Below are 25,035 nucleotides of genomic sequence, written 5' to 3'. Positions count from 1 at the left end.
CCGGGCCCGTCACGCCAGGTGGCGCAGCGCCGCCTCGTCGCCGGGGCCGCGGCGCGCGGCCAGCCCCTCGGCGACCCGCTCGCGGTGATCGGCGTCCTTGTGCCCGTCGTACTTGAACTTGCCGCGGATCTCCGTCACCGACAGCCGCAGCCCGCGCAGCCCCGCGAGCAGCCGCGGCATCCGCGCCGGGTCGCCGTGTCCCGGCTCCTGGTCGTCGAGCTGGGCCCGCAGGATCTCCAGCTTCTCGTCGGCGTCGTCGACGAGCTCGGCGTGGCAGACGACCTGGACCGAGGAGTAGTACGTGGTGGGCACCCCGAGCGACGGGTCGGAGCCGCCCTCGGCCCGCCACTTCCCGGGGACGTACGTCCAAGGGCCCGCCACCGAAAGGAGGACCGCGGGGTTCTCCTCGATGGCGGGCCAGATGGGGTTCGGCCGCGCGAGGTGCAGCCAGATCGTCCGTTCGTCTCTCAGCAGGAACTGGGTGGGCACCACGACCGGTACGTCACGGCCACGGCCGGCGGCGATCAGGTGCCCGAACGCGTTGTCCTTGAGATAGGCGAGGGACTGCTCGGTGGTGCCCGCGTCCCAGGGGTGGATCAGCATGGCACGACCATAGGCGACGCGCTCCGGGCTAGGCGCAGGCGGCCTCGTACACCCGGACCAGCTCCTGGCTGACACGCTCCCACGAGTAGCGGGAGCGGGCCCGGTCGGCGCCGGCGTAGCCGAGCGCGGTGCGGAGCGTGGGGTCGGTCATCAGCTCGCGGGCCAGCCGGGCGGTGCGCGACGGGCGGTCCGGCGGCACCAGCAGGCCGGTGACGCCGTCGATGACGGAGTCGAGGTGGGCGCCGACGGCCGAGGCGATCACGGGGACGCCGCAGGCCATCGCCTCCAGGGCGACGATGCCCGTGGGCGCCTCGCGGGGCACGGTCACGACCGCGTCGGCGCCGCGCATGAGCTTGGGCACCGCAGCCCGCTTGACCTGGCCCAGAAGCGTCACCCGGGACGCCACGCCGAGCTGCTCGGCCAGAGCGCGCAGCCGCCGCGCGTCCTGGTCGTCGTCGAGCTGCTCGGGAGCGGGGCCGCCGGCGAGCACCAGCTCCACCTCGGGCAGGCCCTGCAGGGCCCGGATGATGGTCTGCGCGCCGCGGTCCGGGGTGAGCGGGCCCACGTGCACCAGCCGCTTGGTGGTGCCGCGCGAGGTGGTCACACCCTGGCGGTGGAAGCGCTCGGTGTCCACCCCGTACGGCACCACGGCGATATGGTTGCGCGGCACGCCGATCCGGATCAGCGCCGACTCCTCGTCACCCGAGCCGGCGATCACTGCCCTGGCGCGGCGGCCGAGAGCCCGTTCCAGGCTCAGGCGCGCGGGGTCCACGGTGTGGAAGGTGTGCGCCACCGGAACGTCCAGGTCCTTCGCACCCGCCACCGCGGCCAGGCCGCCGGTCCAGGAGTGCGCGTGTATGACATCGGGGCGGTCCTGCCGCCACCGCTTCATCAGGTACTCGCCCACGTGGTTCAGGTACGGCGCCACTTCGTTCGGGCTCAGGTCGCGGGCCGGGCCCACGTCGATGTGCTCCACCGTGACACCCGGGGCCACCCGCGTCTTGGGCTTGCCCTCGGCACTGTTACGGCGGGAGTAGATGGTGACGTGGTGGTCACGCCCGAGTTCGCGGGCTACAGAGAGAATGTGGTGGCGCTTGTTGCCGGAACCAGATGCGACGATCGCGATATTCATGGCACACCTCAGCGTGGAAAAGCCTTCAAGGTGTGCCTGCGTCTTAGGCACGTCTGTGTCTAAGGCGACAATACCCATATTCCCGGCATTCGCAAACCCATGCCAATCAGACACCCCGGAGAGCGAGCACCACGATCTCGTCCCACACCTGCCCGCCGGAGAACGCGTTGCGGTCGGCCTCGATCGCCTTGACCACGGCGGACGGCGCCTGACCTGCGCATCTGCTCAGCACGTCGGCCAGCCGCTCCTCCCCGTACGGCTCGCCCCGGTCGTTCCGCGACGAGATGAGCCCCTCGGAGTAGAGCACCATCGTCTCGCCCACCCCGAGCGTGATCTCCTCGGTGCAGGTCTCGGCCTCGGCCGCGATGCCCAGCGGCACCCCGCCGCCCGCCGTGAAGCGCACGTAGCCGTCGGGCTGCACCAGCGCGGCCGGATGGTGGCCGGCCGACGACATGCGGATCTTCCGGCCCGCCACGAACCCGGCCACGGCCATGACGAACAGGCCGGTGCTCTGCTTGACCAGCGCCTCGTTGACCTTGCGCACCACCGGGTCCGGTTCGCTCTCCCAGACGCTCAGCACCCGCAGCCCGCCGCGCACCATGGCGCTGACCGAGGCGGCCTCCTCGCCCTTGCCGGCCGCGCCGCCCAGCGCGAATCCCCAGCCGCCGGGCAGCGGGAACACGTCGTAGAACTCCGCGCCCACCGACGAGCCCGGGTGGTAGACCGCCGCCGCCTCGTAGCCGGGCACGTCGGGCAGGCTGCGCGGGACCACGCTGGCCGTCAGCGCGTCGGCCGCCCGCGAGCGGCTGCGGAAGCTGTTCTGGGCCCGTACGGCCATCCCGAGCTGCAGCCCGACCTCCTGCATGACGCTCAGGTCGGCCAGCGCGAACGGCTGGCGGTCATGGCCGCGCACCAGCGTCAGCACCCCGTCGCCGCGGCCGATCGGCACGCACAGCAGCGAGCCCGCGCCCATCGCCGTCAGCACCGGACCGTCGGAGGAGAACCCCAGCAGCGACTCGTCGTCGACCATCTCGTGCACCACGCCGGAGCCGCGCTCCAGCACCTGGGCGACCACCTGGGCGCCGGCCGGGTCGCTCGCCTCCACCTGCCGGATCACCTCGCTCACCGGGAGGTTCTTCGGCCCCATCACGATCGAGCGCCTCGGCAGCCCGTCGCGCACGACGTCGGCCACCACCCAGTCGGCCCACTCGGCCGCCAGCAGGCGGGTGGCGCGCGGCAGCGCCACCGGCTGGCGCAGCGCCTCCTCGTCGAGCAGCAGGGCGGCCATCCTGGACAGCAGGTCCTGCCGCCGGGCCGCCTCCAGCAGCGCCGCGCCGTCGGCCTCCTCCGGCCGCCGCTCGCCCGGCTCCGGCAGCTGCACCTCGATCGGCAGCGCCACCAGCGCCACCATCTGCTGCGGCTCGCCCGGCATCGTCAGCCGCGCCATGGCGAGCTGGACGACGTGCGCGCGGCCCTGGTGCGCCAGCCTGGTCTCGAACGCCGCCGCCTGGCCGGTGCTCAGCACCGAGGTCAGATGGGACCGGAACGCCGCCCGCCGCGACACGTCCACCAGCAGCGGGAAGGACCGGCCCACGAGATAGCCGTCGGGGCTGCCGAGCAGCCGGGAGGTCTCCGGGTTGATCCGCCTGACCATGCCGCCGCCGTCGAGCACGATGACCGGCACCGGGAACGCCCGGAACACCTGCCGCAGCAGCTTCAGCTCGCGCTGGGAGCCGTCCTTCTTGCCCGGCTGCCGCTTGGGCCCCTTGCTGAGCTGCTCGCGCGCCTCGGCCAGCAGCTCCACGGCGGTGTCGAGCTCCGCCAGCGCGGCGTCCAGGGTCGGTGCGAGGTCGGAGGGATAGGCAGCCCTCGCCTCACGCAATGACGAGACGCGCCCGGTCAGCGCGTCCAGGGCGAGTTCGAGGTCCGGCATGGTCACCCTCCGACGCTACGCCACCCGGGATAATGGTAGCCATAAGGGGTAGATGCTTGTTGTTATGGAATCCACCTCGATGATCACCCCTGGGCTCGCCCGCGACCTCGCGACACTGGGCAGACTGGGGGAGGACCTCTCCACCGAGACCGTGCTCCGCGGGCTGACGACCGCGCTCGCGGCGGGCGTGCCCGGCTGCTCGGGCGGGTCGGCCGAACACTGGCGCGACCGGCGTGTCCTCACCTCCGGCTCGCACAGCGAGCTGATCACCCTCGTCGAGGGCGAGCGTGAGATCGGGGAGGGCCCCTCCGTCGAGGCCCGGCAGACCGGCGCCCGGGTGTCCGTCGCCGACGTACTCACCGACAGCCGCTGGCCCCGCTACGCCGCGCTGGCCACCCGCTGCGGCGTCCGCTCGGTGCTCACCGTGCCCATCAAGGTGCCGCCCGCGCTGCTGATCGTCGGCCTCTACTCGGTGCGCCGCGACGCGTTCTCGCCCCAGGGCGCGCAGTCGCTGGCCGAGATGCTGACCGAGCAGGTCGGCGTGGCCATGGCCAACATGTGGGACTTCGACGAGGTGCGCACCGACGCGGCCCAGCTCCAGGAGGCGCTGGCCGGCCGGGCGCTCATCGACCAGGCCAAGGGCATCATCATGCAGACCAGCGGCTGCACCGCCGAGGCCGCCTTCGAGGAACTGCGCAGGATCTCCCAGCACCACCAGGTCAAGGTGGCGGACCTGGCCAGGCTCCTGGTCGAGGAGCACCAGCGCAAGAACCGCCGCCGCTGACGTCGCCGGCCGCCGCTAACCGATGGCGGCCAGCGCGTCGTCGAGCGTGTCGTAGATCGGCAGCCGCTGCGCCAGCCCTGTGATCCACATCACTTTCGACTTGGCGTACTCGACGCCGATGAGGGCGAACTTCGCCCCGGAGCTGAGGCTGGTCTGCCAGTGATGGACGATCAAGCCCAGCGCGCGAGAGTCCATGAACGTCACCCCGGCCAGATCGAGGATCAGGTCGGGTCCGGCCAGGGAAAGGTAGTCGGCGAACTGTTCGCGCGTCGTGGCGTCAAGCACGCCGTCGACCTTGATCACTGCGATCTCGTCCACGGTGGACGACGTCAGGCTCAGGGCCGCCGCGGACCCGTCGCCGTTCTCGGGCACTGTCACGGGGCAACCTTACTGTTACTCAAGAAGAGAGGAATACTTCTTCGGGTGTGGGGCATACTGGTGTCCGAAGTCCAGCAGAGGGCTTTCGTCTCGAACGTAGAGCGAGGCGTGCCTCTGTATGGGCTTTTCCTGTTTACAGAGGCCGCCTGCTATCCCATATGAGGAGCAGCGATGGCTGTGCAGGAACTCGTCCTCGAAGAGATGACCGCCGAAGAGCTCCTGGCCGAGATGGTCAGGGAGGGCACCCCCGACAGTCTCAGGGAACGGCTCCGCGAGCGCATCGTGGAGATGCACCGCCCGCTCGCCATGGAGATCGCCCGTCGCTACCGCTACCGCGGTGAGCCGCTGGAGGACCTCCTGCAGGCGGCATACGTCGGGCTCATGAAGGCGATCAACGGCTTCGACCCCACGCTCGGTCATGCCTTCAGAGGCTACGCCGTCGTCACCATGACCGGCGAGGTCAAGCGTCACTTCCGTGACCGCACCTGGGCCATCCGGGTGCCCCGCCTCTACCAGGAGCGCCGCTCCGAGCTGAACCGGCTCGTCGCCGACCTCAGCCAGGACCTCGGCCGCTCGCCGACCGTCGCCGAGCTGGCCGCCAAGATGAACATCTCCGAGGAGGACGTCCTGCTCACGCTGGACGCCTCCGCCGCCTACAGCACGCTCTCGCTGGACGCGCCGCTCGGCACCGACGACGACGCCGCCTCCCTGGGCGACGTCATCCCGGAGGACGACGACACGCTCAGCACCATGGTCGACCGCGAGGCCGTCAAGCCTCTCATCGACGCCCTCCCCTCGCGGGAGAAGCACATCCTGTTGCTGCGCTTCTTCGGCAACATGACCCAGGCCGAGATCGCCGCGGAGTTCGGCATCTCGCAGATGCACGTGTCCAGGATCCTCCGCAAGGTGCTCGACCAGCTGCGCGCAGAGCTCACGGTCGGTTGAGGGGGGATCGCCGGGTGATGACGGGGGAGATAGAGCCTCGGGCGGGCCATGACGGCCCGCCGCCCGGCGCGCACGTGCGCAGGCTTCACTTCAGACTCCCGGACCTGCCGCGGGTCCGGGAGTTCGTGGCGTGCGGGGCCAGGGAGCTCGGCATGCGGAGGGAAGCCGTCGAGGACTTCGTCATCGCCGTCAACGAAGTGGCCACCAACGCGGTCACGCACGGCGACGACGCCGCACGGGTGCGCCTGTGGTCCGAGTCGGGGGACATCGTGATCGAGGTGTACGACGGGGGTACCTGGAAGCCGGGCCCGCTGCCGGGTTCGGTGGGCGGGATGGGCCTGTGGGTGGCCCGCCTGCTGTCGTCCGACCTGACGCTTCGCGTCGGTGGCGACGGAAGCACGGTAATCATGAGATTTCCGGGCAAAAGCTGATGTATGACCAAACGCATACTCATTGTTGGCGGCGGCTACGTCGGCATGTACACGGCCCTGCGCCTGCAACGCGCGCTGGGCCGTGACGAGGCCCAGATCACGGTCATCGACTCCGACTCGTACATGACCTACCAGCCGTTCCTCCCCGAGGCCGCGGCCGGCAACCTCGAACCCCGCCACGTGATCGTCCCGCTGCGCCGGGTGCTGCGCCGCTGCCGCATACTCAACGGCTGGGTCACCAAGATCGACACCGCCTCCCGCAGCGTCGCGTTCGAGCCCCGCCAGGGGGAGGCCCGGAGCCTTGAGTACGACATCCTCGTGGTGGCGGTCGGCTCCATCTCGCGCACCCTGCCCATCCCCGGCCTGGCCGAGTGCGGCATCGGGTTCAAGACCGTCGAAGAGGCCATCCACCTGCGCAACCAGGTGCTGGCCCAGCTCGACCTCGCCGCCTCGACCGACGACCCGCAGGCCCGCCGCCGGGCGCTCACCTTCGCCTTCGTCGGCGCGGGCTTCGCCGGCGTCGAGGCGCTCGCCGAGCTGGAGGACATGGCCAGGGACGCCTGCCGCTACTTCCCCTCCATCGAACGCTCCGACATGTCGTGGTTCCTCATCGAGGCCACCGGCCGGATCCTGCCCGAGGTCGGCCCCGAGATGGGCCGCTGGACCCTGGAGCAGCTCCGCGCCCGCGGCATCGACGTACGGCTGAACACCCGGCTGAACTCCGCCAAGAACGGCCTCGTCGAACTCGACGACGGCACCTCCTTCGAGGCCGCCACCCTCGTCTGGACGGCCGGGGTCAAGCCGCACCCCGTCGTCGGCTCCGGCGACCTGCCCCTCGACGACAAGGGCCGCGTCAAGACCACCGCCGAACTCACCGTCGAAGGCCGCGAGGACGTGTTCTGCGCCGGCGACAGCGCCGCCGTGCCGGACCTCACCCGCCCCGGCGAGTTCACCGCGCCCAACGCCCAGCACGCCGTCCGCCAGGCCAAGGTCCTCGCCGACAACGTCGTGGCCACCCTGCGCGGCCGCCCCCTCACCCCGTACAAGCACGCCTACGCCGGCTCGGTCGCCAGCCTCGGCCTGCACAAGGGCGTCGCCCAGATCTACGGCGTCAAGCTGCGCGGGCCGCTCGCGTGGTTCGTGCACCGCAGCTACCACCTGTCCAGGATCCCGACCTTCAACAGGAAGGTCCGGGTGCTCATCGACTGGACGCTGGCGCTCTTCTTCCCACGTGAAATAGCCGCGCTCGGCGCACTCAGCGATCCCCGGAGGGAGTTCGAGTACGCCGCGCGCGGCCGCTCTTCTTCCTGAGAACCTATCGCCGCGAACGGCCGCGCCAGCCGCCGTAGCTCTTGACGCTGGCCGTGCCGATGCCGGCCTGGTGGAGCGCCAGCAGCGTCAGGCCGAGCAGCATGAACGTGGTGCCGGAGATGCTTCCGGCGATCTGCGTGTCCAGCAGGTCCAGGAGGAAGCCCAGACCGAAGACGATCGCCGCGACAATCGCGAGCATGTCACCCTCCTACTTCGTCTCGTGCGTACCGGACGCCGGCTGGTGGGAAGCCGGGCCCGACAGGGTGAGCAGTCCTTCCAGGACGCTCCGGTACTCGCGCAGCGCCTGGCGGAGCCGCTCGGTGTCGCTGCCGCCGTCGCTCTTCCAGCTGTCGCGCAGCTCGTCCGTACGGGACTGCAGCGTGCTCGTGATGGACTCGACGATCTCGCCCACGAGCCCGTCGGCGCGCTGCACGGCCTCCGACGGGTCGTCGACGAACGAGGCCTGCACGTCGCGCCAGCGCGACTGCACCTCGGCCGGGTCCCTGTCGAACAGGGTGAAGACCGGGGGAGCGGCGTGGGAGGGGGTCTCCTCGACGGGCGGGGCGGACTCGACGCCGGTCACCGGCTCGACGGGCGTCACCGAGTCCTGCCGCACGTCGCCGGGGCCGTGCGCCGGATCGACCGTCCCGTCCCGCAGGTCGTCGTCGGTCCGCAGATCGTTGTCCTGCAGATCGTTGTCCCGCAGGTGGTCGTCGCGCAGGTCGTTATCCTGCAGATCGTTGTCGGTCCGCAGGTCGTGGTCAGCGCGCGAGCCGTCGTCGCGCAGGTCGGTACCGGGGCGCACGTCGTTGCCGTCCCTCAGGTCGTCGTCCGTCCGCGTGGCGTCCACGTCGTGCTCGTCGCGCGGGGTGTCCAGGTCGTGGTGCGTGCTGTCGGGGTCGTGAGGCGTTCCGTCGTACGTGTCGTGACGCGCGTCGTCGGGGTCGCCGGGAGCCGGGTGGGGGCCGGTGTCGCCGGCGGTGCCCGTCCGGTGGGAGGCCACCAGGATGTCGTCATTCCTGCCGTAGGGGTCGCGGTGGACGCCCTGACCCGTGTCCTGATAGCTCGCGTGCTCGTCGTCGCGGGAGTCCCGCACCTGCTGGTCGGTACGCTGCGGCGGCACGTTCACGTCGTCACCGTTCATGCTGTCACCGTCCTCGGGTGGTCGCGTGCAGCAAGTCTTCGAAGAGCTCGCGGTAGTGCACCATCGCCTGACGCAGGTCCTCGGTAGAGGCCTCGTCGCGGGCGGCGCGCTCGCTGATGTCGTGTGCCTTCCGGTAGTGGGTCAGCGTCTCGGCGTGCCCCACCGACAGGTCGGCGATCCGCTGGCGGAAGTCCTCCGTCGGGTAGCCGCGCTCGGCCATGACCTCGGTCACCAGCCGGTCGGCCTCCGTCACGGCGGCCGCGGGGGTGTCCACGAAGCGCTCCTGCACCTCGGTCCACCTGGCGGCGTAGGCGCCGCGCGACTCTTCGGAAAGCGGCTTGATGTCCAGCTCGGCGTGGCGCTGCTCGCGGGCGATCAGCTCCTGCTCAGCTTCGCGCTTGTTGTCGTGCTCGGCCATCGTGCGCTCGTACTCGGGGCCGAAGCGGCTGCGCAGCCGGGAGCGGCGTTGCTGCTGCACGACCACGTACGCCACGGCGGCGATTGCCACGAGCGCGACCACGACGAGGGCCACCCAGATCAAGGTGTCCATATTTTTCGCCTCCGGTCTCTTTACCTGAGACCGCGCACTGCCCTGTGAAGCACTGATCAAACGCTGCGCTGGTGCTCTTCGAGCCCTTTTCTGGCCGCTTCGAGCAGGGCTGCGACGTGGGAGCCGCCAGGGGCTGCAGGGATCTCCACGAAGCCGGTCGCCGGGTCGTAGCCGACGTCGAGCCCGGCGTCGGCCAGCCGGGTCGCCCATCGCAGCGCGGTGTTGAGCCGCTCACGGGCGGGCGGCCTGCCCTGCGCCGCCGCCGAGAGGTTGCGCAGGTTGGTGGCGGGACCCGACTGGGCGTGCGCGCGCTCCAGCTTCCACGGCAGCGCGCGGCTGTGGTCGAGCAGCGGCTTGGCCAGCCCCGCGGCGCGTTTGGCCTGGAGCACCCCGGACTCGCTCACCCCGAAATGGGCGGCGAGCTCCTGAACGGTCAGCCCTCGGGCCACCAGTCTGGCGAGCTCGTCGCGGTCGATGGTCGGCCTGCGCCCCATGTGGCCCCTCCGACAGAAACCCGACCATCGTGACGATGATCGGGCCGACATATCGTGTCGGGACGACAGGATTTGAACCTGCGACCCCCTGACCCCCAGTCAGGTGCGCTACCAAGCTGCGCTACGTCCCGTTGCATTCCCGAGCTCTCGCTCGGCTCCGCGGGGAAAACATTACCATGCGCCACGGACCCCTCCGCGCCACCTTTCCGGCGCCTGATTGGGGTCATCCCTGGGTCGTCCCCCGATTCGCCGACGGCCCGGCCCGATCTACGGTGAGGCCCCCGTACCCGCTGCCGAGCGAGGCGCCCATGTCCGTCCCCATGTCCGGAGACTTCGGACCCGCCCCCGGCGTGCTCGCGGTCTGGCCGCCGCCCACGGTCCTGCACGTGTCGCCGGCGCGCTTCGGCATCCGAGGCGCGAAGGACATGGTCAACCCCTATGTCGCCAGGGACGTCGACGCCGAGCTCGACGCCTGCCTGCGGCGCGACCGGGCGTTCGTGGTGACCGCGCCGCTGGGCGCGGGCGCGACGCGCACGGTGTACGAGTCGCTCAAGCGCGTGCTTCCCCACCTGCCGCTGCTCGTGGCGGGGCGGCCGGGCGAGTTCGACCCGAAGGGCCTGCCGGACCTCCACGGGGACGGTCCCGGCGTGCTGTGGATCAAGAACATCGGCGCCCACTGGGGCGTCCTGGGCGACCGTCTGCTCGACGTGCTGGAAGAGTGGCTGGTCTCCCCGCACCGGTACGTGGTCGCGACGTGGCGGCCCAGCCAGCCGGACCTGCCGAAGACCAAGGAGTTCGCGGCGCTGGGCATCCCCGTCGTCACCCTGGACGACGAGCTCACCGGGGCCGAGCAGAAGGCGATGCGGCAGGCGTACGGGACCGCGGGGATCACCCGCTCGATCGGGCGGAACCCGCCCCGGAGGTCCTCGTTCTCCCGGTCGGTGCGCGCGGTCATGGACGCGCTGACCCCCGACGCGCCGGTCACCTCCGGAGCACTGGCGGAGGCCATCCGCAGGCAGCACCCGGAGTACGCGGGCGGCCTCCTCACCCGCCTGCCCGACGAAGGCGCGAGCCGGACCCCCGTGGAGTGGCTGGCCGCCGTCGAGTCCTGCTACCCGGCGCGTGAGGTGGCCAGGAGCCGCCATCAGGTGATCGACAGCCGGCTCGTCCTGCGTGCGCTGATCGAGCTCGACCCCGCGCTGCGCCAGGCCGTCGGAGAGGCGGCCGTCAAGCGGCTGGACGCCGAGATCGAAGTGGCCCCGCGCGCCCCGGAACCGCGCCGCCGCGAGCACGTGCGCTGGCTGACCGACGAACCCGTCGGGACCGAGCACGACGAGCTGCGCCGGCACGGGGTGGCGACCGCGCTGGAGGAACAGCTCAGATCCGTGCTGGAGGACTTCCCCGGCCGGTCCTTCCTGGTCCACCTCGACGGGCCGTGGGGCGCCGGCAAGAGCACGCTGCTGCGGTTCCTGCGCGAGTCCGTCGCGGCCAAGCCGGACCCCTGGCTGATCGTGGAGTACGACGCGTGGCGGCAGAGCCGGGGCGGGCCACCCTGGCTCACCCTGCTGCAGGCCTTCCGCGCGGCGCTGCGGGGCGCCCGGCGGGGGCCCGCCCGCTGGTGGTTCCTGGTGTGCGAGCGGGCCCGGCTGGTCGATCGCTGGCTGTGGCCGGCCGTCGCGGTGACGGCCGCCGTCGTCGTGGCGGTCACGACCGGCGCAATGCTGGCGGAGGGCCGGCCCACCCTGGCCACCTGGGGCGACCTGGCGAAGATCCTCGGCGGCCTGGTGCCCGCGGTGGGCGGGCTGTGGCTGCTGGCCAAGGCCGCCGGCCGGTTCTTCTCGCTCGACTCGCGGCGCTCGGCCCGCACGTTCGTGGAGACCCGCGCCGATCCGATGGAGGACCTGGCCGAGCACTTCGACTGGCTGCTGCGCCGCGCCGGGCGGCCGGTGCTCCTCCTGGTGGACGACCTCGACCGGTGCGAGGGGGAGTTCGTCGTCGCCCTGCTGGACGCCGTCCAGAAGCTGATGCGCGACCGCATGGCGACCGAGGGCTCGCACAGCCTGATGGTGGTCGTGGCCGCCGACGGGCGCTGGGTGCGCGCCGGGTACGACCAGGCGTACGCGTCCCTGTCCAGGTCCGTCGACCGGCCGGGCGCCACGGTCGGCTCGCTGTTCCTGGAGAAGCTGTTCCAGCTCACCGTGCCCGTGCCGCGCCTGCCCGCCGAGCTGCAGCTCAGTTACCTGGCCAACCTGCTCTCCGAGGCGGATCGGCGGCCCGCGGGACCGACCGACCTGAAGGACCGGCTGGGCGCGGCCGAACCCCATGAGGTGCTCGGCATCCTCGCCGGCGCGCCCGTCGCGGACCGCATCGAGGCGGCCGAGGTGGCGATCGCCCGGATGGTGACGGCCGACGACGCCGTCCTGGAGACGGAGCACATCCTGCAGCCGTACGCCGGGCTGCTGGACCGCACGCCCCGGTCGATGAAGCGGTTCGTGATGGCCTACAGCATGCTCAGGGCCGTGCGCCTGGCCGAGGGGAACGTCGTCGGCCCGGGGCCGCTGGCGCTCTGGACCGTCCTGCTGACCCGCTGGCCGCTGCTGGCCGACTATCTGCAGACGTGGCCGGAGGCGGTGCGCCTGTTCAGCGTCCCGGCCGAGCGGATGCCGCCTTCAGTGCCGGAGGAGCTGGTGCCGCTGTTCACCGACCCGCCGGACGGGCTGCGGGCGGTCATGAACCATCCCGACGGGCCGCTGGACGAGCGGCGCATCCGTGCCTGTTCCGGGCAGGCGATCAGCTGACCCTAGAGTGTCCGCATGGGCATGGTCGGAACGGTCGGGCTGGTGCTGCACCCCCAGCGCGACTCCAAAGAGGCGATCGACGCCATCCTCGGCTGGGCCGCCGCGCGCGGGGTCACGGTGCTCGGCCTGCCCGACGAGGTGGGGCGGATCGACTGCAGCGCGGTGGCGGTCGACGCCGAGACCCTGGTGGAGCGGGCCGACCTGCTGGTGAGCCTGGGCGGTGACGGCACCATGCTGCGCACGATGCGGCTGATCGCCGGGCGCGGCACGCCGGTGCTCGGGGTGAACCTGGGCCGGCTGGGGTTCCTCGCCGAGATCGACGTGGCCGAGCTGTCCGGGGCGCTGTCGGCCATCGACCGGCACCGCCACACCGTGGAGCCGCGGATGGCGGTGCGCACCCGTCTCGACGGGCAGGGGGAGCTGACCGCGTTCAACGACATCGCGCTGGTGCGCATCCCCGGCGAGGGGCTGGCCGCTGTGACCGTCACCCCGGCCGGGCACCCGTTCGTCAACTACGCGGCCGACGCGGTGATCGTGGCCACCTCCACCGGTTCGACCGCCTACAGCTTCTCCGCCGGCGGGCCGGTGGTGTCGCCGCGCGTGGAGGCGGTGCTGGTGGTCCCGGCGGCGGCCCACTCGGCGTTCAACCGGGCGCTGGTGCTGCCGGCCGACGAGGAGGTCACGCTGGAGCTCCTGCCGGCCAGCGGTCGGCTGGCCGTCGAGCTCGACGGCGCGGTGGTGGGCCACGTCCGCCCCGGCGACCGGATCACGGTGACCGCCAGTCCGGGCGCGGCCAAGGTGGTCCGGCTCGGCACCACCTTCTACGAGCGCGCCCGCCGCAAGCTCCGGGTGGACGGCAGCGCCGAGATCACTTGACGGCCGCGTCCCTGGAGACCGTGGTCACGCGACGAGCAGGAGCACGCTGACCACCAGCATGACCAGGGCGGTGGCGCCGTGGATGCCGTAGACGGCGGCCTTCGGCCCCTTGCTGCGCAGCACGATCAGCGCGTCGCCGAGAGGGATGGCGGCGGCGGCCAGCATGAACCACCCCAGCAGGCGGGGCGTCGCGCCGGCGAGCAGGACGAAGACGAACAGGCCGGAGGCGATGTCGCGCACGGCCTTGACGGACAGCCACGCGCGGAAGGCCGGGTCCTCGGTCGGCGTGTCGGGAATGCCGAAGCCGACGGCGGCCTGCGGCGCCCAGAAGGCGCGCGCGCCGATGACGATGATGCCTGCTCCGATCAGTCCGGCGAGCACGATGGCGACGGTGGTGAGCACGGGTCGGTCCCTTCTCGACACAAAGATTCTAGCGACGCTAGGTCTGATAGCGACGATATATCTATCGGCGACATGGAGTCTAGCGGTGCTAGAATTTCGGGTATGTCCGCCATCTCCGAGCGCCGTGAACGTGAACGCGCCCACCGTCATCAGCTGATCATCACGGCCGCACGTGAACTCGCCGAGGCCGAGGGCTGGGAGGCGGTGACGACGCGACGGCTGGCCGAGCGCGTCGAATACAGCCAGCCCGTGCTCTACAGCCACTTCGACGGCAAGAACGCCATCGTGAGCGCCGTCGCCGTCGACGGGTTCGGCGAGCTCGGCGGCCATCTGCGCCGCGCGCGGCTGGCCGCGGGGCCGGGGGAGGGCCTGCGCGCCGTCTGCCGGGCCTACCTGGAGTTCGCGGCCGAACGCCCCGCCCTGTACCAGGCCATGTTCGTGCTGCCCACCGACCTGAAGTTCGCCAGCGCCGAGACGCCGCCCCCGCTGCGGACCGCTTTCTGGGAGTTCGTCAGCTGCCTCCCGGAGGACAACGAGCGGCGCGAGCTGTTCGCCGAGGTCGTCTGGAGCGCGCTGCACGGCATGGCCGTGCTGTCGGACACCGGCCGCATCCCCCCTGAAGGCCAGGAAGAACGGCTCGACCTCCTCGTCACCCGGATCACGGCACCCCTGACGGGCCCGGCGACGCCCTGAGGAGCCGGCGGCCTACGGCGAAGATCCGGCGTCGCGACGGTGACGGGCACGACGGGGGAGCGGCCGGTCGCCGTCCGGGACGCCCGGCCGGTGCGGGTCGCCGTACGGGCCACCCGGGCGGGAAGGGTCATGGTGGCTCGGCCGGTAGAGATCGCCGTACGGTCCGGACCCGGGAGTCCGGGGCTCCCCGGGGGCGTCGGTGAAGAAGGACTCACCCGACGCCCGGGGCGCGGGCCCGGGTTCGGGGTCACCGGCGGACGGGGCGGACGGGGGCGCGTGGCGTGAGGTGACCAGGGCGGCGAGGGCCGTGGTGATCGGCACGGCGGAGATGAGGCCCAACGTGCCCACCACGCTGCGCGCCACCTCCTGCGCGATGACGGGCGTCGTCAGCACCTCGCCCAGCGGCTGCTCGCCGATGCTGAACAGCAGCAGCAACGGCAGCGACGCCCCCGCGTAGGCCAGGATGATCGTGTTGATGACCGAGGCGATGTGCGCCCGCCCGATGCGGCTGCCCGCCCGGTAGAGGCGGCGGAACCCGTACGACGGGTTGGCCGCCGCCAGCTCCGACACCGTCACCGACTGGGTGACCGTGACGTCGTCCAGCACCCCCAGCGCGCCGATCATGATGCTGGCCAGCAGCAGCCCCTGGGTGTCGATGGACATGCTCATGTCGAGGGTGAACGAGCTGTCGTCGGTGATCCCGCTCAGCTCGGCGATCCCGATCACCGCGTACGAGAGGACGCCGGTCACGGCGAGGCTGGCGAGCGTGCCGAGCACCGCCATGGACGTCGCCAGCGTGAACCCGTGCGTCAGAAACAGCACCGACAGCATGATGGCCGAGGCGCCCACGATGGCGACCAGCATCGGCGGCTCGCCCGCCAGGATGCCGGGGATCACGAACGTCAGCAGCAGCACGAACGTGATGGCCAGCCCCGCCAGTGCCGTGACGCCCCGCCAGCGCCCGAACGCGATCACCGCCAGCGCGAACGCCGCCCCGAGCAGCAGCAGCGGCGCCGACCTGTCGTGGTCGGAGAGCTGGTAGGCGGGCATGCCCTCCTCCGCCTCAGGGTTGTGCAGCAGCACCACGTCGTCGCCCGCGGCGAAGCGCTGGGAGCCGGGACCGCTCGGCAGCGGCACGGTGACCTCGCTGCCCAGGTCGCGGCCCTCGCCGACGGTGATGGTGGCCTCGCCGCAGGTCGCCGGGTGCGGCTTGGGCGCGCCCGGCTCCGTCTCCCCGCACGGCGTCAGCGTGATCGCGGTGATCGTGCCGCCCACCCGCTGGAATCCCGCCTGCTCCGGAGCCGCTTCCCGCCGCGCGTCGGGCCACAGCCACACCAGCGCCGCCAGCGTGACGACCGCCAGCGGCAGCAGAACGGCCAGCGTGGCCACGACGGCCCGCCGCGAAGCCGGAACGGCGGCATGCGCGGTGTCGTGACCCGCACCGTGTCCCCCGCCGTGTCCCCCGCTGTGTCCCCCACCGTGCGCGTGGTTGGCGCCCATCCCCGATCAGGCCTCCTCGTCCGGTCGGCGACTGCGACAGTACTGCACCTGAACAGGGCGGGTAGGCCATCGGCATGGCGACGCTGGTGGGCACCTCCGGATGGCAGTACGCGGACTGGCGCGGCGTCCTCTACCCCGAGGGCGTGCCGCAACGGCGCTGGCTGGAGACGTACGCGGAGAACTTCGTCACCGTCGAGAGCAACAACGCGTTCTACCGGCTGCCCAAGCGTGAGACGTTCGCCGCCTGGCGCGAGCGCACGCCCGAGGGCTTCGTGATGGCGGTCAAGGCCAGCCGGTACCTCACCCACATCAAGCGCCTGGACGAGCCGGAGGAGCCCGTGGCCCGGCTGATGGCGGCCGTGGCGGGGCTCGGCGGCGCGCTCGGCCCGATCCTGCTGCAGCTCCCGCCCACGCTCCGGGCCGACCACGGCAAGCTGGAGCGCTGCCTGGGGTGCTTCCCCGACGACGTCCGGCTGGCCGTGGAGTTCCGGCACGACTCCTGGTGGACCGACGCGACCCGCGAGATCCTGGCGGCCCGCCAGGCCGCGCTGTGCTGGGCCGACCGCCGCAACCGGCCGCAGAACCCGTTCTGGCGGACCGCCCCGTGGGGGTACGTGCGGCTGCACGAGGGGCGCGCCTCCCCTGGACCCTCGTACGGGGACGCGTCGCTGAAGACCTGGGCCCGGCGGGTGCGCGAGGCGGGCTGGCAGGACGCGTACGTGTACTTCAACAACGATCCCGGCGGCGCGGCGGTGCGGAACGCCGCCCGGTTCGCCACACTGACGTAGATGCGTACCCGCCTGTACCGGGACGGCCGCCTGGAGAAGGAGAACTTCCCCGCGACGGAGATCTCCGGTTACGTGACCGACCGGCGCAACGCGGTCTGGATCGACCTGTGCCGGCCGACGCCCGCGGACCTGGCGGCGCTCGGCGACGAGCTCGACCTGCACGAGCTCGCTGTCGAGGACGTGCTCGGCGACCACCAGCGCCCCAAGATCGACGTCTACGACAACCACCTGTTCGTCACCGTGTACGCGGTGCGCCACGACGGCGACCGGTTCGTCCCGGCCGAGATCGACGTCTTCGTCACCGACACCGCCCTGGTCACGGTCAGGATGGACCCGGCGCTCGACCTGGCCGAGGTGATCAGGCGCTGGGACGGCGCGCCGCACCTGGCCGCGAACGGGGTGCTGTTCCTGCTGCACGGCCTGCTCGACTGGGTGGTGGACGGCCAGCTGCAGCTGGTGCTCGACCTGGACGCGCGGGCCGAGGAGCTGGAGGACGAGCTGTTCGAGGAGCGGCCGGCGAACGCCAAGGAGACGCAGCGGAGGATGTACGAGCTGCGCAAGACCACCGCCCGCTTCCGGAAGATCGCGCTGCCGATGCGGGAGCTCTTCGGCACCCTGCTCCACCGCGACCGGGGCGTCCTGCACGGCTCCGAGATGGCGCCCTACTACCAGGACGTGTACGACCACGTGCTGCGCACCGCCGAACTGCTGGAGTCGCTGCGCGACCTGCTGGCCAACATCCGCGAGACGCGCCTGGCCCAGCAGGGCTTCCGGCTCAACCAGATCATGAAGCGGCTCACCGGCTGGGCGGCCATCATCGCGGTGCCCACCGCCATCACCGGCTTCTACGGCCAGAACGTGCCCTTCCCGGGATCTGGCGAGTCGTGGGGCTTCTGGGCGTCGCTGGTGCTGGTGTCGGTCACGTCGGTGGCGCTGTACGCGGTGTTCAGGAGGAACGACTGGTTGTAGGGCGGCGGACAGGGCACGCCGCGATCCTCCCCGGCCGGACCGGCCAGGCCGATCCGCACGGTCACCTCACGCGCGCCGTCGCGCGGGAACAACGGCAGGCAGCGGCCCCCGGCGATGAGCGTCCTGCGCCCGATCGGGGTGGCGATCAGCGGCAGTTCCTCGTACGAGGCGGGCGCGTCCAGCCGCAGCAGCCACGCCCCCTCGGGGGTGCGTGACCGGGCCCCCTCCACCGCGTAGTAGTCGAGCACGCCGCCGTTGGAGGAGACCACGGCGCGCATGGTGAAACGGCCGCCCTCGACGGTGAACAGCTCCGCCGAGGGCGCCCGGTAGATCGAGTGGACGTACGCGAGCGCGAACACGCCGGAGCTGGGCAGCGCCAGCCCGTTGACGGCCGGGCGCCCGGCTCCGCAGCCGGAACCGAGCGCCAGCACCGCGACGAGCGCGAGGGCGAGTCTGGTCAGCCCTTCTCCTGGAAGTACCGGGCCGCGCCGGCGTGCAGGGAGACCGGCTTCACCTGCTGGGCGAGCGCCGGGTCAAGCTTCTCCGCCTCCGGGTGGACCGCGATCAGCTCCTGCTTCTTCTCGAACAGCGTCCGCGTGATGTCGTACGCGAGCTGCTCGTCCATGGTGTCGGGCACCAGCAGCACGTTGGCGATGCCGACCGTCTGCACCTTGCCGCCGAGCTTGTAGGTGTCCATGTCGATGTCGAGCCCGACGTACTGCTCGCCGTACTCGCGCTGCATCTCCACCAGCACGTCGGAGGTGTCGAGGATCTTCATGTCGGGCTTGCTCGTGGCCAGGTCCACGACGCCGGCCGTGGGCAGGCCGCCGACCCAGAAGAACGCGTCGACGGTGCCGTCCTTGACGGCCTGCACCGACTCGTTGATCGACAGCTGCTGCTTGCTGATGTCGCTGTCGGGGTTGAGCCCGGCCGCCTCCAGCATGCGCCTGGCCACGACCTGCGTGCCGGAGTTCGGGGGACCGAGCGAGACCGTCTTGCCCTTCAGGTCGGCCACCTTCTCGGCCTGGACGCCCGGGGCCACCACCACGTGCGCGTAGTTGTCGTAGATCCGGGCCAGCGCCTTGATCGGCTGCTTCGCGGTGAACGAGCCGACGCCGTTCACCGCGTCGGCGGCCGTGTCGGCCTGGGAGAAGCCGATGTCGGCCTTGCCGGAGGCCAGCAGCTTGATGTTCTCGATCGAGGCCGAGGTGACCGAGGCGGTGGCCTGGGTGTTCTCGATGTTGGCCGACAGCTGCTTGGCCAGGCCGCCGCCGTAGACGTAGTAGACGCCGGTGGTGCCGCCGGTGGCGATCGACAGCCGGTTGCCCGAGCCGCCGCCGGATCCGCCACCGGATCCGCCGCCACAGCCCGCGACCAGGCCGGCCACGGCGAGCATCGCAAGTATCCGCTTCACGCTGGGACGCTCCTTCTTCGGATGAGATAGACCGCTGCCGCGACGGCCAGCACGGACAGGCCTGCGACGATCGGGACGGGTTCGAGGAACAACAGCAGGACGGCGGCCACCGCGGCCAGCAGCCGCTCGGGCGTGCCCACCAGACCGCCGGTGGCCACGGCCAGCGCCGCGACCGCGACGGCCGACACGGCCGTCATGACCAGCACGATGCCGAGCGGGCCCTGCCCGAGCAGCGCCTGGCCGTTCGGCGTGAGCACGAACGCGAACGGCACCAGGAAGGCCGGCAACGTGTAGCGCCAGGTCATCATCATCGTCTTGTACGTGTTGCCGCCGGTGATGGCGGCGGCCGCCACCGCGGACAGCGCGGTCGGCGGGCTCACCTCGGACAGCACCGCGTAGTAGAAGATGAACATGTACGCCTCGGCCTGGGCCACGCCGAGCGACATCAGGGCCGGGGCGATGATCACCGCCGCGATGATGAAGCTGGCCGTCACCGGCACCGCCAGGCCGAGCAGCATGACCGCCAGGGCCGCCATGACGGTGGTGAGGACGAGGTTGCCGGCGGCCAGGTCCACGATGATCGTGCTCAGGTTCAGGCCGAGCCCGGTCTGGGTGATGACGCCGACGATGATGCCGGCCGCCGCGCACACCGCGGTCACCGGGAGCACCTCCAGCGTGCCCTTGGCCAGGGCCAGGCCGGTCCGCTTGGGGCCCATCCGGTGCTCGGGGTCCAGGAACGACAGGGCGAACGCGATCGCGGTGGCGATCACCACCGCCTGGAACGCCGAGCGGTCCAGTGCCATCAGCACCACGATCAGGATGAGCGAGCTGAAGTGGTAGCCGAAGCGCAGCAGCAGCCGGCCGATCCTGGGGGTGTCCACCTGCACCGCGTGCGTCCTGAACCGGCGCGAGTCGATCTCGATGGCCAGGAAGATGCCCAGGTAGTACAGGATCGTGGGGATGGTGGCGTAGATCAGCACCTGCAGGTAGCTGACCCGCATCACCTCGGCGATGATGAACGCCGCCGCCCCCAGCGTCGGCGGCGACAGGATGGCCCCGATGCCGCCGGCCGCGAGGATCCCGCCGGCGGGCTCTTTCGGGTAGCCCGCCCGGCGCAGCACCGGCCAGGCCACGCTGCCTAGACTCACCGTGGTCGCCACACCCGACCCGGACACGGTGCCGAGCAGGAAGCCCGCCGTCGTGACGGTGCGGCCGGGGGCGGAGCGCGACCTGCGGAAGGCGGCGAAGCTCAGGTCGATGAAGAACCGGCTGGCGCCGGAGAAATCAAGAACCGCGCCGTAGATGGTGAAAAGGATGATGTAACTCGCCGCCACCTGGAGAGGGACGCCGAAAAATCCTTCTGTGCCCGTATAGAGCTGCGACACGATCTGGTCGAGGTCGAATCCTCGATGACCGATCGTCCAGTCAATCGGCAAATAGGACCCGAAATAGGCGTACGCCAGAAATATGGCACAAATGATGGACAGGATAGAGCCGACCGTACGGCGTACCGCCTCCAGCAGGAGGAGGGTCAGCGCGATGCCGGCGATCACGTCCAGCTGGGTCAGCGCGGCCCCCGACCCGCGGTCGCGGAACGCCTCGATGTCCGCCAGCGGATACACCAGCACCACCAGCGAGGCCAGGGCCAGCAGCCAGTCGCCGATCGTCGGCCACTCGCCCTTGCCCCCGTCGGCCTCCTCGCCGTCCGCGAACGCGCCGCCCTCGTCACCGGCGGCCCGGACGGCCGGGGCCGTCTCGACCGTAGGCGTCTCCGCGGCCTTCTGGCCGACCGGCTCGGCGGCCTTCGGGGCCGGGTCCTCCAGGGTGAGGGTGTCGCCCGCACCGGCGGCGCGGTCCGGCGGGTCGCCGATGACCACGGTGTCCGCGGTGCCCAGCGTGTCGGCGCCGGCCGCCGCTTCCGCCCTGACCCCCGCCTCCGCGCGCGCGGGGACCTCGCGCACGGTCGGCGCGTCCGGAAGGACCGCCGAGGGGGCGGGGACCTCGCGCAACGTCGGGGCCGAGCCCACGGCGAGCGCCTGGGCGTCCGGATGCGCCTCCGCCCCGGCGGGCGGCCCGTCAGGACGGGAGAAACGCCGGGTGAGGCGGCGCAGCGGAGGCCCCAGCCCCGACCGGTAACAGAGGAAGACCAGCGGCAGTGCCACCGCCAGGAAGGTCATCCGATGCTGCAACGCCTCCACCGGCCAGAAAACGACGGCAATGGAGTAGGCCGACAGCAGTCCGCCGACGACCCACGCGCCGATGCGCAGCGGGCCGGCCAACCGCCGGGCCGGGCGTTCTTGTTCGCGGGCCGCGACCGGTGCGGCCTCGCGGTCGCTTGGTTCCAAAACAGCTCCTCCCACGGGGCGTTTGCAGGCAATTTATGAGCCGTTTACAGCCAGGGGAAGAGTAGTTAACACTCACTTGAGGTAACGGCTTGGCAAGAAAAGCGGGGCTTGCACCGAGCCGCCAATTCGCCGATGGGAATCATTCCCGCCTGACTGCCGTCGCGCAGCCGTACCGACGCGCCGCCGTCGGCCGCCTCGCGCGGCCCCACCACGAGCTGGAAGGGCACGAGCCGGTTCGCTCTGATGCGCGCGCCGAGGGTGCCCCGGCCGGGGTCGACGAGCTCGGCCCGCATCCCCTCCGCCACGCAGCGCCGCACCAGGTCCCGGGCCGCGGGCAGCTCGGCGTCCGACAGGGGCAGCACGACCGCCTGCACCGGCGCCATCCAGGCGGGGAACGCGCCGCCGTGCACCTCGATCAGGTGCGCCACCAGCCGCTCCAGCCCGCCCACCACGCTCCGGTGCACCATCACCGGCCGGTCGCCGCCCGCGTACCGCAGGTCGAAGCGCTCCGGCTGGAAGTAGTCCACCTGCACGGTCGACAGGGTCGACTCGCGCCCCGCCGGGTCGGCGATCTGGATGTCGATCTTCGGGCCGTAGAAGGCGCCCTCGCCGCGCTCCTCGTCGAAGGCCCGCCCGCGGCCGCGGAGCGCCTCGCGCAGGACCGACTCCGAGCGGTCCCACATCTCCGGGTCGTCGACGAACTTGGCGCCCTCGCCGCGCAGCGACAGCCGGTAGCGGACAGCCTCGACGCCCAGCTGGGCGTGCGCCGCCTCGATCAGGTCGAGCGCGGCCGACACCTCCCCGGCCGCCTGCTCGGGCCGGCAGAACACGTGCCCGTCGTTGAGCTGGATGGCCCGTACCCTGGTCAGCCCGCCGAGCACGCCCGACAGCTCCGAGCGGTACATGCCGCCCAGCTCGGCCACCCGCAGCGGCAGGTCACGGTGGCTGCGCTGGCGGGAGCGGTAGATGAGCGCGTGGTGCGGGCACAGGCTCGGCCGCAGCACGAACTCCTCCCCGCCCACCCGCATGGGCGGGAACATGTCCTCGGCGTAGTGCGCCCAGTGCCCCGACCGCTCGTACAGCTCGCGTTTGCCGAGCACGGGCGAGTTGACGTGCTGGTAGCCGTCGCGGCGCTCCAGCTCGTACACGTAGTCCTCGACGGCCTTGCGGACGGCGGCGCCCGCGGGGAGCCAGAAGGGGAGGCCGGAGCCGATCAGCGGGTCGGTGTCGAAGACGCCGAGCTCGCGGCCGAGTCTGCGATGGTCGTTCATGATCGTCCTTCGGATGGAAAGGGCGAACGACCGATCCCCCGGGCGTTCGCCCGGGGAGCAGGAATCAGCGCGCCGGGACGAGGTCCGGCGTCGTCGTGACGTGAGCGCGCTGCATGAGCCCGACGATAGCAGCCTTACTCCCGGCGTCGCCTGCGGAAAAGTACGCAGTGGTATAAAGAACCGTGGCCGAGATCACCCTGAACGTCCGCCAGCTGAGGGCGTTCGCCGAGGTCGGCTACCAGGTGGCCGCGGGGACCGGCGGCCACGGCCCGCAGGGCGCCCACGGCGCGATGGCGGCGCTGCGCGAGGTGGTGCCGGTCGACGCCTACGAGTTCGTCGCCTTCGACCCCGCCACCGGCCGTCACCGGAGCGTCGTGTCCGACGGTCACCGCCGCGTCGACGGCGACGCCGCCGAGGAATACACCGCGCTGGAGGTCTACCGCAGGGCGATGGCCACCCGCCGGCCGGTGGCCATGCCGGAGCCGGGCTCCGAGCGCTACTTCCGCCGCCACCTGGAGCCTTACGGGTGGCGGGCCGGGCTGACCGCGCCGCTGTTCCTGGCCGAGGGCCGCTACACGGGCCTGCTCCACCTGGCCGCCCGCGACGCGTTCCCCGCGCTGACCGGCCCGCTGGTGGCGGCCGTGAGCCCGATGCTGGCGCACGTCACCGACCTCACCCGGTGCGTGATCGACCCGGTGGGGCTGCCGCCGGGGTTCCGCGCGGTCGCCTTCGACCGGGCCGGCACCTCACGCGAGGTGCCCGGACGGCCGGTCTCCGAGGCGTTGCGCGACGATCCGGCGATACCCGCCTACGCACGCGCCTTCATCGACTCGCGCGAGCTCGGCCGGCACGGCCTCTGGCTCGACCGCCACGGGCAGTGGCACGAGACCCGGCTGCTGCGGGCCGGCGTCGGCTACCAGGGCTCGCTGCAGGGCGCGGTGGTGGCCGAGCGTCCCTGCGCGCTCCCGTACGACCTGACCGGGCGCGAGGTCGACGTGCTCACCCGGGTCGCGGCGGGCGACTCCAACCCGCAGATCGCCGCCGCGCTGGTGCTCAGCGTCCGCACCGTGACCACCCACCTGGAACACATCTTCGCCAAGCTGGCCTGCGACAGCCGCACCCGGCTGACCACCAAGGCGCTGGCGGAGGGCCTGTGCCGGCTCGACGTCTAGACCCGTTCCGCCGCCCAGCCGGCCGGGACCGTCACCAGCAGCAGCTCGAACCAGACCGTCGTCGTCCCGTCGCCCCGGGTGTACCCCCAGCGGTGGCTGAGCGCCTCCAGCATCGGCAGCCCGCGCCCGCTCGTCGCCCCCAGGTCGGCGCGGCACACGCACGGCGGGCCGTCGGAGCCCGCGTCCTCCACGCACACCAGCACCATGGCCCCCATGCAGGGGTCCCCGCTCGCCCGCAGCCGGACCGTGAACGTGCCGCCCGCCGAGCGGGTGTGCAGGATCGCGTTCGTGGCCAGCTCGCTGGTCAGCAGGGCGCAGTCGTCGTGCAGCGGATGGTCGCGGCCGAGGGTCTCCGTGACCAGGTTCCGCACCCTGGCCACCGCCGCCGGGTCACCTGGGAAGCGGATCTCGAGGTCGTGCTCGGGCTGACGGAAGTCCGGTCCTGTCACGCTGACCCCCCAGTTTCGGCGACGTTGTTCGACGCGCGAACCCACCCCGGCGGATTATCGCGAAAAGGTAGGAATCGCCTTTCCGGCCCTCGCCTGTCGGGATGCCGCCCCGGACCTTGTACGCTGCGATCGACGAGTCGACTAGGAGGAGTGCCTGCGTGAGCAGCCTGGAGGCCGTCTGGGTGCAGCGGTACGACCACCCGGGGGCAACGGTCGTGACCGGAGTCTTCGACATCCTGCACGTGGGCCACGTGCGCTATCTCGGCGCGGTGGCCGACCGGGGGTCCCCTCTGGTGGTCGGCGTGGAGGACGATCCGCGCGTACGCGCGTGGAAAGGGCCGTCACGGCCCTTCAACCCGGCGGCGGAGCGGGCCGAGGTGCTCGCGGCGCTGCGCGCGGTGACCGGCGTGTTCATCGTCACCGGCCCACCGGAGGCGCACGGGCCGGAGGACTACATCGACCTGCTGGCGCCGATGCGGCCGGGCGCGCTCGCCCACACGGCCGGCGACCCGCACGCGGGCGGCCGCCGGGCGGCGGCGGCGCTGCTGGGGGCGGAGTGCTGGGAGATGGAGGCCATCCCCGACCGCTCCACCACCCGCATCGTCAACGCGGCCGGCAAGGGGTGACCTCCCGCGGCCCCAGGGCCGTGGAAG

At 71.8% G+C, this 25,035-nt stretch carries 25 protein-coding genes, 1 tRNA gene and 1 pseudogene; 11 read left to right on the top strand and 16 right to left on the bottom strand.

Annotation, left to right across the window (positions count from 1 at the left end):
- Positions 1–9: 9 nt before the first annotated feature.
- From ACGFI7_RS15760 to ACGFI7_RS15750, 3 genes are all read right to left on the bottom strand, one after another.
- Positions 10–603 (bottom strand): FMN-binding negative transcriptional regulator, encoded by a 594-nt coding sequence (locus ACGFI7_RS15760; RefSeq protein WP_393404540.1) that lies wholly within the window; start codon positions 601–603, stop codon positions 10–12.
- Between the two features lie 28 nt (positions 604–631).
- Positions 632–1,735, bottom strand: a complete 1,104-nt coding sequence (locus ACGFI7_RS15755) for a glycosyltransferase (protein WP_393404537.1) — start codon at positions 1,733–1,735, stop codon at positions 632–634.
- Positions 1,736–1,841: 106 nt separating this feature from the next.
- Entirely contained in the window at positions 1,842–3,668 is a 1,827-nt protein-coding gene (locus tag ACGFI7_RS15750) for a SpoIIE family protein phosphatase (RefSeq protein ID WP_393405671.1), read from the bottom strand.
- Between the two features lie 64 nt (positions 3,669–3,732).
- Here ACGFI7_RS15750 and ACGFI7_RS15745 point away from each other — a divergent pair, with 64 nt between their 5' ends.
- A complete protein-coding gene (locus ACGFI7_RS15745; RefSeq protein ID WP_393404534.1) occupies positions 3,733–4,452 on the top strand; it encodes an ANTAR domain-containing response regulator in 720 nt (239 codons plus the stop codon).
- Between the two features lie 15 nt (positions 4,453–4,467).
- Here the strand turns inward: ACGFI7_RS15745 and ACGFI7_RS15740 are convergent, their stop codons facing one another.
- Positions 4,468–4,830, bottom strand: a complete 363-nt coding sequence (locus ACGFI7_RS15740) for an STAS domain-containing protein (protein WP_393404531.1) — start codon at positions 4,828–4,830, stop codon at positions 4,468–4,470.
- Between the two features lie 171 nt (positions 4,831–5,001).
- Between ACGFI7_RS15740 and ACGFI7_RS15735 the strand changes: the two genes are divergently transcribed.
- From ACGFI7_RS15735 to ACGFI7_RS15725, 3 genes are read left to right on the top strand one after another with little or no spacing between them, the layout of a single operon-like run.
- A complete protein-coding gene (locus ACGFI7_RS15735) occupies positions 5,002–5,775 on the top strand; it encodes a SigB/SigF/SigG family RNA polymerase sigma factor (RefSeq protein ID WP_393404528.1) in 774 nt (257 codons plus the stop codon).
- Positions 5,776–5,792: 17 nt separating this feature from the next.
- Entirely contained in the window at positions 5,793–6,206 is a 414-nt protein-coding gene (locus tag ACGFI7_RS15730) for an ATP-binding protein (RefSeq protein WP_393404525.1), read from the top strand.
- 3 nt (positions 6,207–6,209) lie between these two features.
- Positions 6,210–7,517, top strand: a complete 1,308-nt coding sequence (locus tag ACGFI7_RS15725; RefSeq protein ID WP_393404522.1) for an NAD(P)/FAD-dependent oxidoreductase — start codon at positions 6,210–6,212, stop codon at positions 7,515–7,517.
- 4 nt (positions 7,518–7,521) lie between these two features.
- On the opposite strand, the gene ACGFI7_RS15720 is transcribed toward ACGFI7_RS15725, so the two are convergent.
- The 5 genes from ACGFI7_RS15720 to ACGFI7_RS15700 all read right to left on the bottom strand — a co-directional run bounded on the left by ACGFI7_RS15720 (position 7,522) and on the right by ACGFI7_RS15700 (position 9,836).
- Complete coding sequence (locus ACGFI7_RS15720; protein ID WP_148032544.1) at positions 7,522–7,716, bottom strand: hypothetical protein; 195 nt, start codon at positions 7,714–7,716, stop codon at positions 7,522–7,524.
- A 9-nt stretch (positions 7,717–7,725) separates the two neighbouring features.
- The gene (locus ACGFI7_RS15715) at positions 7,726–8,661 is read right to left on the bottom strand and encodes a hypothetical protein (RefSeq protein WP_393404519.1); all 936 of its coding nucleotides are present in this window, start codon (positions 8,659–8,661) and stop codon (positions 7,726–7,728) included.
- A 4-nt stretch (positions 8,662–8,665) separates the two neighbouring features.
- Positions 8,666–9,211: a hypothetical protein gene (locus tag ACGFI7_RS15710; protein WP_393404516.1), complete on the bottom strand. Its 546-nt coding sequence runs from the start codon at positions 9,209–9,211 to the stop codon at positions 8,666–8,668.
- Positions 9,212–9,267: 56 nt separating this feature from the next.
- Positions 9,268–9,705 (bottom strand): hypothetical protein, encoded by a 438-nt coding sequence (locus tag ACGFI7_RS15705; protein WP_393404514.1) that lies wholly within the window; start codon positions 9,703–9,705, stop codon positions 9,268–9,270.
- Positions 9,706–9,762: 57 nt separating this feature from the next.
- A tRNA-Pro gene (locus tag ACGFI7_RS15700) sits at positions 9,763–9,836 on the bottom strand.
- Positions 9,837–10,013: 177 nt separating this feature from the next.
- Here ACGFI7_RS15700 and ACGFI7_RS15695 point away from each other — a divergent pair.
- Together ACGFI7_RS15695 and ACGFI7_RS15690 are read left to right on the top strand one after the other, a co-directional pair.
- Positions 10,014–12,503, top strand: coding sequence for a P-loop NTPase fold protein (locus ACGFI7_RS15695; RefSeq protein WP_393404511.1), 2,490 nt, complete (start codon positions 10,014–10,016; stop codon positions 12,501–12,503).
- Positions 12,504–12,518: 15 nt separating this feature from the next.
- Positions 12,519–13,379 carry an NAD(+)/NADH kinase gene (locus ACGFI7_RS15690; protein WP_393404508.1) on the top strand — a complete coding sequence of 287 codons (861 nt, stop codon included), beginning with the start codon at positions 12,519–12,521 and terminating at the stop codon, positions 13,377–13,379.
- Positions 13,380–13,403: 24 nt separating this feature from the next.
- On the opposite strand, the gene ACGFI7_RS15685 is transcribed toward ACGFI7_RS15690, so the two are convergent.
- The gene (locus ACGFI7_RS15685; RefSeq protein ID WP_393404505.1) at positions 13,404–13,781 is read right to left on the bottom strand and encodes a DUF4267 domain-containing protein; all 378 of its coding nucleotides are present in this window, start codon (positions 13,779–13,781) and stop codon (positions 13,404–13,406) included.
- 102 nt (positions 13,782–13,883) lie between these two features.
- Between ACGFI7_RS15685 and ACGFI7_RS15680 the strand changes: the two genes are divergently transcribed.
- Positions 13,884–14,474, top strand: a complete 591-nt coding sequence (locus tag ACGFI7_RS15680; protein ID WP_393404502.1) for a TetR/AcrR family transcriptional regulator — start codon at positions 13,884–13,886, stop codon at positions 14,472–14,474.
- 12 nt (positions 14,475–14,486) lie between these two features.
- On the opposite strand, the gene ACGFI7_RS15675 is transcribed toward ACGFI7_RS15680, so the two are convergent.
- Positions 14,487–15,863: a YibE/F family protein gene (locus ACGFI7_RS15675; protein ID WP_393404499.1), complete on the bottom strand. Its 1,377-nt coding sequence runs from the start codon at positions 15,861–15,863 to the stop codon at positions 14,487–14,489.
- A gap of 185 nt (positions 15,864–16,048) precedes the next feature.
- Here ACGFI7_RS15675 and ACGFI7_RS15670 point away from each other — a divergent pair, with 185 nt between their 5' ends.
- Positions 16,049–16,762 (top strand): DUF72 domain-containing protein, encoded by a 714-nt coding sequence (locus ACGFI7_RS15670; protein ID WP_393404496.1) that lies wholly within the window; start codon positions 16,049–16,051, stop codon positions 16,760–16,762.
- A complete protein-coding gene (locus ACGFI7_RS15665) occupies positions 16,763–17,731 on the top strand; it encodes a magnesium transporter CorA family protein (protein WP_393404493.1) in 969 nt (322 codons plus the stop codon). It begins immediately after the preceding gene.
- Positions 17,732–17,832: 101 nt separating this feature from the next.
- Here the strand turns inward: ACGFI7_RS15665 and ACGFI7_RS15660 are convergent.
- The 4 genes and pseudogenes from ACGFI7_RS15660 to thrS all read right to left on the bottom strand — a co-directional run.
- Positions 17,833–18,090 (bottom strand): annotated as a pseudogene (locus ACGFI7_RS15660) (DUF1850 domain-containing protein); the annotation flags it as partial.
- Positions 18,091–18,188: 98 nt separating this feature from the next.
- A complete protein-coding gene (locus ACGFI7_RS15655; RefSeq protein ID WP_393404490.1) occupies positions 18,189–19,145 on the bottom strand; it encodes a TAXI family TRAP transporter solute-binding subunit in 957 nt (318 codons plus the stop codon).
- Complete coding sequence (locus tag ACGFI7_RS15650) at positions 19,142–21,490, bottom strand: TRAP transporter fused permease subunit (RefSeq protein ID WP_393404487.1); 2,349 nt, start codon at positions 21,488–21,490, stop codon at positions 19,142–19,144. The genes ACGFI7_RS15655 and ACGFI7_RS15650 overlap by 4 nt, the downstream gene beginning before the upstream one ends.
- 65 nt (positions 21,491–21,555) lie before the next feature.
- Complete coding sequence (gene thrS, locus ACGFI7_RS15645; protein WP_393405669.1) at positions 21,556–22,776, bottom strand: threonine--tRNA ligase; 1,221 nt, start codon at positions 22,774–22,776, stop codon at positions 21,556–21,558.
- Positions 22,777–22,943: 167 nt separating this feature from the next.
- Between thrS and ACGFI7_RS15640 the strand changes: the two genes are divergently transcribed.
- The gene (locus ACGFI7_RS15640) at positions 22,944–23,933 is read left to right on the top strand and encodes a response regulator transcription factor (RefSeq protein ID WP_393404484.1); all 990 of its coding nucleotides are present in this window, start codon (positions 22,944–22,946) and stop codon (positions 23,931–23,933) included.
- On the opposite strand, the gene ACGFI7_RS15635 is transcribed toward ACGFI7_RS15640, so the two are convergent.
- The gene (locus ACGFI7_RS15635; protein WP_393404481.1) at positions 23,930–24,382 is read right to left on the bottom strand and encodes an ATP-binding protein; all 453 of its coding nucleotides are present in this window, start codon (positions 24,380–24,382) and stop codon (positions 23,930–23,932) included. The two genes, ACGFI7_RS15640 and ACGFI7_RS15635, sit on opposite strands and share 4 nt — an antisense overlap.
- A gap of 101 nt (positions 24,383–24,483) precedes the next feature.
- Here ACGFI7_RS15635 and ACGFI7_RS15630 point away from each other — a divergent pair, with 101 nt between their 5' ends.
- Positions 24,484–25,008 carry an adenylyltransferase/cytidyltransferase family protein gene (locus ACGFI7_RS15630; protein WP_393404478.1) on the top strand — a complete coding sequence of 175 codons (525 nt, stop codon included), beginning with the start codon at positions 24,484–24,486 and terminating at the stop codon, positions 25,006–25,008.
- The last annotated feature ends 27 nt before the right edge of the window (positions 25,009–25,035 follow it).

Source organism: Nonomuraea sp. NPDC048826 (genome assembly GCF_043198225.1).
Taxonomy (GTDB): domain Bacteria; phylum Actinomycetota; class Actinomycetes; order Streptosporangiales; family Streptosporangiaceae; genus Nonomuraea.
This window is presented reverse-complemented; position numbering and strand designations above follow the sequence as displayed.

Coding starts and splice junctions, on each gene's coding strand:
- ACGFI7_RS15695 (WP_393404511.1), top strand. CDS start 10,014: ATGTCCGTCCCCATGTCCGGAGACTTCGGACCCGCCCCCGGCGTGCTC.
- ACGFI7_RS15715 (WP_393404519.1), bottom strand. CDS start 8,661: ATGAACGGTGACGACGTGAACGTGCCGCCGCAGCGTACCGACCAGCAG.
- ACGFI7_RS15690 (WP_393404508.1), top strand. CDS start 12,519: ATGGGCATGGTCGGAACGGTCGGGCTGGTGCTGCACCCCCAGCGCGAC.
- ACGFI7_RS15730 (WP_393404525.1), top strand. CDS start 5,793: ATGACGGGGGAGATAGAGCCTCGGGCGGGCCATGACGGCCCGCCGCCC.
- ACGFI7_RS15745 (WP_393404534.1), top strand. CDS start 3,733: ATGGAATCCACCTCGATGATCACCCCTGGGCTCGCCCGCGACCTCGCG.
- ACGFI7_RS15710 (WP_393404516.1), bottom strand. CDS start 9,211: ATGGACACCTTGATCTGGGTGGCCCTCGTCGTGGTCGCGCTCGTGGCA.
- ACGFI7_RS15755 (WP_393404537.1), bottom strand. CDS start 1,735: ATGAATATCGCGATCGTCGCATCTGGTTCCGGCAACAAGCGCCACCAC.
- ACGFI7_RS15720 (WP_148032544.1), bottom strand. CDS start 7,716: ATGCTCGCGATTGTCGCGGCGATCGTCTTCGGTCTGGGCTTCCTCCTG.
- ACGFI7_RS15630 (WP_393404478.1), top strand. CDS start 24,484: ATGCCGCCCCGGACCTTGTACGCTGCGATCGACGAGTCGACTAGGAGG.
- ACGFI7_RS15670 (WP_393404496.1), top strand. CDS start 16,049: ATGGCGACGCTGGTGGGCACCTCCGGATGGCAGTACGCGGACTGGCGC.
- ACGFI7_RS15705 (WP_393404514.1), bottom strand. CDS start 9,705: ATGGGGCGCAGGCCGACCATCGACCGCGACGAGCTCGCCAGACTGGTG.
- ACGFI7_RS15680 (WP_393404502.1), top strand. CDS start 13,884: ATGTCCGCCATCTCCGAGCGCCGTGAACGTGAACGCGCCCACCGTCAT.
- ACGFI7_RS15750 (WP_393405671.1), bottom strand. CDS start 3,668: ATGCCGGACCTCGAACTCGCCCTGGACGCGCTGACCGGGCGCGTCTCG.
- ACGFI7_RS15735 (WP_393404528.1), top strand. CDS start 5,002: ATGGCTGTGCAGGAACTCGTCCTCGAAGAGATGACCGCCGAAGAGCTC.
- ACGFI7_RS15725 (WP_393404522.1), top strand. CDS start 6,210: ATGACCAAACGCATACTCATTGTTGGCGGCGGCTACGTCGGCATGTAC.
- ACGFI7_RS15760 (WP_393404540.1), bottom strand. CDS start 603: ATGCTGATCCACCCCTGGGACGCGGGCACCACCGAGCAGTCCCTCGCC.
- ACGFI7_RS15665 (WP_393404493.1), top strand. CDS start 16,763: ATGCGTACCCGCCTGTACCGGGACGGCCGCCTGGAGAAGGAGAACTTC.